Source organism: Paenibacillus mucilaginosus 3016 (assembly GCF_000250655.1).
Classification (GTDB): Bacteria; Bacillota; Bacilli; order Paenibacillales; family NBRC-103111; genus Paenibacillus_G; species Paenibacillus_G mucilaginosus.
In genome coordinates this window covers 245,664-255,000 of the sequence record NC_016935.1, presented here as the reverse complement: position 1 = coordinate 255,000, position 9,337 = coordinate 245,664, and the positions used below count along the sequence as shown (strand labels likewise).

General features: G+C 57.4%; 4 protein-coding genes. 1 reads left to right on the top strand and 3 read right to left on the bottom strand.

The window, feature by feature from the left end; all coding sequences use genetic code 11:
- Nucleotides 1-474: 474 nt before the first annotated feature.
- Together PM3016_RS01150 and PM3016_RS01145 are read right to left on the bottom strand one after the other, a co-directional pair.
- Complete coding sequence (locus PM3016_RS01150; protein WP_041617690.1) at nt 475-1,080, bottom strand: pentapeptide repeat-containing protein; 606 nt, start codon at nt 1,078-1,080, stop codon at nt 475-477.
- Between the two features lie 180 nt (nt 1,081-1,260).
- Nucleotides 1,261-3,009, bottom strand: a complete 1,749-nt coding sequence (locus PM3016_RS01145) for a fibronectin type III domain-containing protein (protein WP_013914055.1) — start codon at nt 3,007-3,009, stop codon at nt 1,261-1,263.
- 1,038 nt (nt 3,010-4,047) lie between these two features.
- Between PM3016_RS01145 and PM3016_RS01140 the strand changes: the two genes are divergently transcribed.
- A complete protein-coding gene (locus tag PM3016_RS01140) occupies nt 4,048-7,296 on the top strand; it encodes a S8 family serine peptidase (protein WP_014368170.1) in 3,249 nt (1,082 codons plus the stop codon).
- A gap of 241 nt (nt 7,297-7,537) precedes the next feature.
- Here the strand turns inward: PM3016_RS01140 and PM3016_RS01135 are convergent, their stop codons facing one another.
- On the bottom strand, nt 7,538-9,331 hold the full coding sequence (locus PM3016_RS01135) for an FTR1 family iron permease (protein ID WP_014368169.1): 1,794 nt from the start codon (nt 9,329-9,331) through the stop codon (nt 7,538-7,540).
- Between the last annotated feature and the right edge of the window lie 6 nt (nt 9,332-9,337).

Below are 9,337 nucleotides of genomic sequence, written 5' to 3'. Positions count from 1 at the left end.
TGCAACTACTAATGTTCTCCAATCTAAGGATCATCCGAAAGACCAGCACTAGAAGTTTTACGGTCGGCTTTTTTGCCGCGAGAAGTAATCTATCATACTCTCGCGAAGAATTCAAGAGTTTATTTTTGTTGAATTTCTCTGTAAAAGAAAAGCGACAAAGTCTCTGAATTCAACCGGTGGTTTCGCCCGGTTTCATACCGGGATTCGTAATATATCATGACTGCGGAACGAATGCAACTATGAAAACAGCGGTCTGTCTTATTGATTTGGAGGAAGCTTCCACTACCCGGCTAGATCCTTTTCATCATCTTTTCATAAAGAGCCATTACAATTGGAGTAGCTTGGCTCAGAAAGGAGAAGATAATGATGTTCGATCTGGAGAAGGTCCGCTGGCTGCTGTTTGTCCTCTTTGCCGTCGTTCTGATTCTCAAACAAAAGCACACCCAGCTTTAACACCGGGTGCGCCGTCCAGTACTAATCAATACGGGCGCCATAGGCACGGGCCAGAGCCGCCGCTTGGGCCAAGTCCATTCGGGCTCCCTTCACATCCATGGCTCTGAAATCTACGCCATCCATCTTGGCACCTCTCAGGTCCGAACCCGAAAGCCGGGCGCGTCCCAACAGGGCGCGTGTCAGATCAGCCTCCCGCAGGTTCGCTTTTTCGAGATTACACTCCGACAAATCGGCCTCCATGAACTTCACGTTCCGGAGATCCTGCTTGCCGAGATTGGTCTGCCGCAGGTTCGTATAAGACCAGTCCCCCTGTTCAATGGTAATGCCGTCGAGCTGGGCCTTGGCAAAATCGGAGCCGATCATTTTGCATTCCCGAAACTTGCTTACAAACAAATTGGCTCCGCCGAACTTGCAGTTGGTGAATGCAGACCGCTCATGCATCGAAGCATTGAAGGTGGCGCCGGTAAAATCACACTCCACGAACTGACAACCTGTCGTTTCGATCTCATCGAGCTGGGCGCCGCGAAACCGGCAGCGAATAAACACGCAGCCTCTCAGCTCTCCTTCACGCAGATCCCTCTGGCTGAAATCCACTTCGGTGTATTCCTGGTCTATATATTGAAACATCGTATGAACCCCCGTTTGGCTGACCAAATAGGAAGCCATCTTAAGAGACCGGCCTCCTTATCCAGTATAAAACGATTCGGCCTCCGAAACCATTTCTATAGATAGGGTCGAGAAAGAACTCGTCGGCCTTTGTCAAAAAGACACCCATATCGGGTGTCTTCTTGAGAGCCAGTGGATGACTTACGGCATCGAATTCAGGAAGGGTCTGACGGTATTGGCAAAATTGTATCCGTTCGTGGAATCCCAGTTGATCGACCAGGTCATAGCTCCTCGGATATTGGGGTACTTCTGCGCAGGCTTATAGCTTCCGCAGCTGTTCCCTGTCGCCAGACAGTTCAACGCATCATTCACAACGGCCGGGGAAACATACCCGCCGCCGGCGGCCGAAGGCACCGCGGGCAGACCAAGACCCAGCTGCGAATCGGATACCCATTGAAGCGCCACATCCGAGAGTGCCGTCAGGAAGTCGACCGTCCCCTGGGAGTAGCACTTGCCGTCACGGCCGAGCATGCAGCCGGAGTTGTAATACTGGGTATTGATTACCGTCGTAATATCTTTGACGTTGGCATAGAACTGCAGGTAGGTCGAACTCTGGCTCTGCATATCAATCGTCTGCGGAGCCATCGTAAGAATGAAGCCGGATCCGAATTTCTGCTGAATTTGACGCACGCCGCTTGTCAGATTGGCGACGTTAAACCCGTGCTCCAAGTCGATGTCGATCCCGTCAAAACCGAATTTGGTGATAAGTCCGGACACGGAATTGACGAAGTTGCTTACATTCGGCGAAGCGCTGCTCAGGTTCACGTTGCCCTTCTCGCCGCCAAGCGACAGGATCACCTTCTTGCCCTGGGCCTGCTTGGCTTTAATGTCATGGATCAAGTCGGCATCCGTATAGCCGCCGAGTGCCGACGAGAGACTCGGGTCCACCGTGAACGTTACGCCGCCCGGGTTGGCAAGATCCATTTCGCCGAAGCTGACGGCGATAATATCGTAGGCCGCCGGCACCTGGCTCAACTTCAGATTGGCGGAGTTGTTGATGAAGTTGTGCCAGTAGCCTGTCAGAAGCCGCTTCGGCAGCGTCCCGCCGGCAGAGGCTGCGGTCGTAGCGCTGATGCTCGAGGAAGCGGCTGATACATTGCCCGCCGCATCCTTGGCTTTGACGGTGAAGGTGTAGGACGTGCTCGCCGCAAGGCCTGTTACTATAGCAGTCGTGCCGCTGACGGAAGCCGCCAGTATCGTACCGCGGTATACATCATACCCGGTGACGCCCGTATTGTCCGTCGACGCGGTCCAGGACAAGCTCACGCTCGAGGAGGTCGTCCCCGTCACCTTGAGCCCAGCCGGTACGCTGGGCGCCTGCGTATCACTTCCGCCGCTGCCCGATACGGTCGCACTGACTGCGCCGCTTGCGGCCGATACATTGCCTGCCGCATCCTTAGCCTTGACCGTGAAGCTGTAGGTGCCCGCGGCCAGCCCCGTGTTCGTAAAGCTCAGCGTACTCCCGGATACACTGCCGGCGAGCACTGAACCACGGTAGATGTCATATCCGGTGACGGCGACATTATCCGTCGCAGCCGTCCACGACAAGCTGACGCTGGAAGACGTGGTGCCGTTCACTCTCAGGCCGGCAGGCGCAGCAGGTGCCTGGGTGTCGCTTCCGGTGCCGCCCCCTGCGGTTTCTTTCCAAAGCGCAGGGACGTTCGGCGGTTCCCATCCGATTTGCGAGGTATGGGACTGCAGTACCGTATATATTTTGCCGCTGTAGGAAGCCGTATCATTGGTCTGGTAAGCAACGCCCGGGGCCCAAGCGCCCCGGTCAGCCGCCAAGCCCGTCAAGGGGGTCAAACTCAGCAGTAAAGCCGCGATCAGCAGAAAGGTCAGCGTTCTAAACCCAGTGGACCTGCGTGCCTGAATGGCTCGATACATCATGGAATCCCTCCCGAATTGGATAAATGAATGAGCTGCGTTACTGCCTGACCGGCCGCATCACCTCCCGATCGGGTGCCGGCTTTATTTTCATTTAATCATGGAGGTTCTGGAAATTATAGGGCTAAATTGTTCTCATATGGGGATAAGATTCCATCATGCCCGGCTGCTCTAACAGCCTGACAGCACAGCAAAAAGCACCCTCCAGTTCAGGGTGCTGCTTGTTCGGATTCGACCACAGTTCAGCCGCCGGTTCCCCTTATACTCTACCAAATCCGTATAGAATGCCGTAAAACGTTCGGAACAACCGGGACTTCTTCGGTTCATAAAGGACATGAAGACGGTAAGTCGTCCGATCCCAAGAGAACAACAGAAGCAAAGCCCGTTCAAGCGTCAGAAACCCATCATCCCAGTAACAAGATAGTAGCTATCATATTTGCTAGTGTGATCCCCTGTCTTCCTCCGCGATTCATCCCATGTCAGCCTTCTTCTCATTCCAATAGAAAATCAGACTAAAGTACAGGAAACAGACTCTTATCATCTCTCTCTCAGTTCGGCTCTTTTTCAAAAAGATGTGGATAGCAGCTTTGTGGATATGTTGATATGAAGCGAAAAAGTTGTACACAAAAGCCTTTTTTAGCCTGTGCGATTTGTGGACAACTCTGTGGATATCTTTGGGGCGCCGCTTCGTGCCCGTTTTTTATCCACCCTTTTTACCGCACCCTAAGACCCGGGATTGGCAGCATAGCGTAAGGCACAGCGCCCAGATAAAGGACACACTCCCCCTTGGAAATTGACCATTGTTTCAATGGATCGTCATCCATTCCCATTCCGCTGTCATCAAATCTTCCATACCCCAATCTTTTTATTCCGAAAATTCTAAAAAATGATAGAATTCATCCTCTTTATTATGGTAATATATCCCTCGTAATCAACCAATTTACATATTGAATGGAAAATCAGGAGAAAAGGAGGAGCCATCCTTCGGGTTGTTACCCCTGAATCATCGAATCTTACTTTATAATGAAAAGAGGTTTTGATTTGGAAAATTACAGTTTTTTGAAAAAAATATCCGCTGCTTCCCTAGCCTTCGCTGTTCTCAGCACCACCGCATTCACTCAAGCCTTCGCAGCCCCGTCGGATTCATCGGTCATTCACCGCCTTACACCGGAAGGCTCTCCTTCCAAGACGCTGCCAAACGGTCATACCGTGTACATCTCCCCCAAGCTCAAAAACAAAACGAAGTCCGGCGAGGAAGTCCGCGTCATCGTCCAGCTCAGCGGACAGCCTGTGGCCGTCGGCAAATATGCGGCGAAGCAGGGGATTTCTTCTTTCACCAATGAATCCGCGGAATCCACCATCGCGCAGGAGCAAAACACCTTTGTCTCCGGTGCCAAGAACAAGGGGATCGGCATGAAGGTCAACTACCGGTACAACACGGTGCTGAACGGACTCGAAATCTCCGTGCCTGCAAATCAGATTCCCGAGCTCGCCAAGCTGCCGGGCGTAAAATCGATTCATGAAAGCGCAACCTACTATCCGATCCCGGTGTCCAGCCCCGTGAGCATGGAGACCGACAACCCGAATTATGATATCGCCCCGCTGAAACAGATCGGAGTGGATGCCGCGTGGGTCAAGGGATATACAGGCAAGGGGCTGAAAGTGGGCGTCATCGATACGGGGGTCGACTACCTTCACCCGGACCTCAAAGGCGCCTATAAAGGCGGCTACGATTCCTTCGAGCAGGATGCCGATCCGTACGAAGAACCGCCCCTCTCCCCGGCGGAGGACCCGTACGGCACGGGCTTCGAGGGCACCTCGCACGGAACGCACGTCTCGGGCACAATCGTGGGTCGGGCGGCCAATCCGACGTCGGACATCGTACAGAAAGGCGTAGCGTACGAAGCCGATCTGTACGTGTACAAAGTGCTTGGGCGCAACCCCGAGACGGGCAGAGCCTCCGGTTCTTCCGCCCAGGTGATCGACGGAATCGAGCGCGCCGTGAAGGACGGGATGAACGTCATCAACCTCTCCCTCGGCTCCGATGCCGAGAAGGACGTCAATTCGCCGGATGTCGTCGCCATCAACAACGCGGTGCTCGGCGGCGTTATCGCCGTCATCGCCAACGGCAACGCTGCCGATGACGGTCCTTATTACTATTCGCTGGGATCCCCGGCCACTTCCCAGCTTGCGATCTCGGTCGGTGCCGTGACCAGCCCGACGAATCACTACACGGCTACGGTTACCGAAGCAGCGTATGCCGCTGGCTCCACGGTCATCGGAGCGGCTTATGCCGCCTACGACCTCAATGTGATGGCATGGGAAACCGGCCAGGAAAACTTCGCTTCGCTGATCGGCACGGAGCCGACGGACGTCGTGTACGCCGGTCTGGGAGCGGAAGCCGACTTCGAGGGCAAGGATGTCGCCGGCAAAGTCGTTCTGGTCTCCCGCGGTTCGTTCGCATTCGTTGACAAGATCAGCAGCGCCAAGGCAAGAGGAGCCAAAGCCGTTATCATCTTCAACGGCAATGCGGCGGCCGGTGATGCCGCTGCCGCCGACCTGTCCGAATCCGTGCCGGGACGTGACGGCCACATCGGCTCCGCCGCCTTCCTCGGCGACGGTTTCGACTTCGTACCGACCTTCGATATGAAAGGAACGGAAGGCCGGGCGCTGGCCCGCAAAGCGCTGGCATCACCGAACCACACTCTGAAGCTGGCCTTCGGAGCAGAGTACCCGAAGACCTCCTCCGCCGGTGACACGATGGCCACCTTCAGCTCGCGGGGTCCGAATGTGGATGCGGATCTAAGCATTAAGCCGGATGTCGTCGCCCCCGGGGTCAGCGTTCTCTCCACCTGGCCGGCCTTCGGCAAGTTCGATCCGGGCGCATCCTACCAGCGCGCCTACAACCGGATCAACGGCACCAGCATGGCTACACCGCACGTAGCGGGACTCGCCCTGCTGCTCAAGCAGCAGCACCCGACCTGGTCCACCTCCGACATCCGGGCGGCTCTTGCCAATACGGCGGACAGCATCCATGATGAGAACGGCACTCTGTATGACGTGTACTCCCAGGGTGCAGGCCGTGCTAATGTGGCGAATGCGATCCAAACGCCGGCTTTAATCAAGACCATCGAGCCGATTACGATTCTCGACAAGTACTGGAATCCCAAGGCCGTGACCAACTACGGCTCTTCGGTCAGCTTCGGGCTCGTACAGCCGGGCAAAACCGTGCAGAAAGAGCTTGAAATCAAGAACCTATCGAAGCAGCCTTTGTCCTACTCGGCCAAAGTGGTCCTGCATCCGTCCGTGACATCAGACCCCACCGCACCTACGGCGACGCCGGACGTCAACAACCTGAATGTCCAGCTGATTGGTATTCCGGCAAGCGGCAAGCTGTCTCCGGCGCCGGGAACCGCTAAGCGCTTCTATCTCTCCGTCACGCCAAAATCGGGTGCAGCCCAAGGCGTATATGAGGGTGAAGTCGTGATGGAAAGCGCAGGTCTGCCGACGCTGCATCTGCCTTTCGCCGTCCATGTCGGCTCGGAGAAACCGTCGACGGGCTTCGGCATCCAGGAGCTCGAGCAGACCGAGAGCGTCATCTATCCGGGGAACAGCGAAGACCTGCCGGTATCCACGGACCTTTCCTTCCGCCTGTCGGCCAAGGATATCAATGTCGTCGACCTGTGGGCTGTCGGCCTGGATGACGTGCCGATCGGCATCATCGACAGTCTCTCCAACCTCAGCGGCAGCGGCCAGCCCCGTCTGCTCGAGCCGGGAGTCTACAGCTTCGAGGGAATTGACGGGTCGTACGTCGACGGGGAACAGGATGCGGACGGCAGCCTTGTCGTGAAGCATCTCGAAGCGGGAACCTATAAGCTCCTGCTCCGCGCCCAGCTCGTCGACTCGCTCGGCAACCCGCTCGGAGGCAGCGTCTATGAGGCTTACAGCTCCCTGCGTCTCTCCGATTCGGAGAGTGACCGGGTAGCCCGGGCCAAGGATGCTTTCAAGGCCAAGGTCGTCAATACCCGCATCATCGGCCAGCCGGTTCTCCAACTGCCGGTGACTGAAGGCATCGTGTATAAAGTAACCAACAGCACCAGCAAGGCCTATATCGATAACAGCGGCCTACTGAAGCTGATTCCGTCGAGCGGCATTGTGAATGTGGAGCTGACCGTCACGATCTCGTCCGCCAAGGACCCCTCGATTAAGACGACCGTGAAGGTGCCTGTCGTGCTCAGCAAGGTCAGTGTGTCTCAGAAGACGACTTCCGGTTCGGCAGCAGCCCAATAAGCCTCTGGGAGCTGTCAAGTGCTTATCAGCGCGGCAGCCCGCTCCCGCAGCCTGCTGCCGGATGGTTCCGCCTTTAGCTGCGGCAACACGCTCAGGGGGACCATCAAAAAGGGCGCCTGTTCCATAACAGGGCGGGCTCCTTGAAGGCAGTGCCCCGGCATTGTGGGGAGCCCAAGCGCACCACAAAGAAGCTTCTCATCCTATGCGATGAGAAGCTTCTTCTTTTGGTCTGCCTTACAAATCAAGCCGCTCGCTGGGCGCTATTCTCTCCGGTCCGGCGTTCTGTGTGTACCGCATTCCAAACGATCACGGCCAGCACCCCCAGCTGCGGAATCGTCGTCTCCCAGCTGTTGTACATGCCGAGCCAGGACAGATTTACCAGCCCATCCGATGTGTGAGCGGACAAATGGCCCGTGACCTGCAGCGCGTGAAGGGAAACCCCGACGAATTTGAAGGCCAGGTAATAGAGCAGGAAGCTTGCCGCCAGGAAGAACGGACGCACCGGGATGCGGCCGCTCATCCGGATGATGACGAATCCGATGACCGCCAGCAGAACCAAGGCGGTGCCGATGCCGAGCAGCATATCCCCGGCAGCGATGCTGGAGGCCATCCCCATGTAGAAGATGAGCGTCTCAGCCCCTTCCCGCATTACAGAGAGGAAGGACGTGAAGAAGAGCGACCACAGCGTTCCTTTGGCAAGCGAAGAGCCGATGGAATGCTCCACGAACCGGTTCCAGGACTTCAGATTCGATTTGCTGTGCAGCCAGGCTCCGATCGACACCATGAAGATGACGGCGATGAGTCCTGTGATCCCCTCGATCAGCTCACGGGAGCCCCCGGCGGTCAGCCGGGACAGCATCAGAGTCAGAACCAGGGCCATGACGACGGAGAACACGAGTCCCGCTGCAGCGCCGGACCAGATCCAGCCCCGCTTGTCGCGGTTGCCCGACCGGTTCAGGAACGCCACGAGCGCAGAGATGATCAGAATGGCCTCCAGGCCTTCGCGGAATATAATCACACCGGCGTCCCACGCCGTGTAGGAGGAAGCCTCGGCGTAGGGCTCCAGTTCGCTCCGGAGCGCGCCCAGGGCTGCCGCCGCCTGTTCCCACTGGGGCGGGGTGGAGAGCAGCAGGGTCGGTACCTCGACCATCTTCGTCTCGACCCGGTTATACGCCTCGGGAGAACGGGTGCTGACCGCGCCCTCGAGCGCCGGCCAAGCCGAGATGAAGCGGTCCATACCGGAGGCCGCTTCAGTGCTGCGCTGCCGCTGTACGTCCGCAGCCACGGTATCCAGCAGGGCAATCAAGTCCCCGATCGACCTCAGGGTTTCATCGGCGGCTGCGGCCTCAGCAGCCGTATCCGGGCTGCCGGAAGCATAAGCCTCCAAGCTGCCGATCAGCTCTTGGAGCTTCCCTTCCGCCTTCGCGGTGTCCATCGGCTCGGTGTTCAGCGCAATGCGGACGCCGCTGATCTTCACTTCCATGCTGCCGTACAGCTTCGGATTGTCCTGCCGGATCACGCTCTCGGCCTTGCCCCAGCCGCTGACGAAGGAGGTATAGGCCGCCTTGGCCTGCGCCGAATTCCCTGCCTTCACGGCAGCCAGGCTCTTCTGCAGCAGCGGAACCAGCGCGGTCTGCACCTGCTTGTGCGCCTTCTCCATTGCGGCGCCTCCGCTGCCGGCGCTGACATAGCCGTCAACCGCCTTAACGAGTGCGGAGACGGCCTGGTAAGCCGCCTTATCGTCCTTCTGCGGCTTCCCAAGCTCCCGATCGGCCGCCTCGAACGCTTCGTCCACGAGCTTGAATTCCGCCGAAGCCGCCGGGGACAGCGCGGTCCACTCCGCTTTCAGCTTACCCACAGCAGCGGACACCGCAGGCCAGTCCCGGTCTCCCGCCCCGATCAGCGCGTCACTCGCCAGGGCAATCAGCTGCTGGCTGCGGCCTGCGGCTGTCCCATCCGCCTCCGCCGCCAGCAGGGGCGAGACCGGCATCAGCAGCAAGGCCGCCATACACAACCACAGCAGGCAACGTCTCATGTAGGA

Excerpts from the sequence above, each read along its gene's own strand:
- PM3016_RS01135 (WP_014368169.1), bottom strand. The coding sequence starts at position 9,331 with ATGAGACGTTGCCTGCTGTGGTTGTGTATGGCGGCCTTGCTGCTGATG.
- PM3016_RS01145 (WP_013914055.1), bottom strand. The coding sequence starts at position 3,009 with ATGATGTATCGAGCCATTCAGGCACGCAGGTCCACTGGGTTTAGAACG.
- PM3016_RS01150 (WP_041617690.1), bottom strand. The coding sequence starts at position 1,080 with ATGTTTCAATATATAGACCAGGAATACACCGAAGTGGATTTCAGCCAG.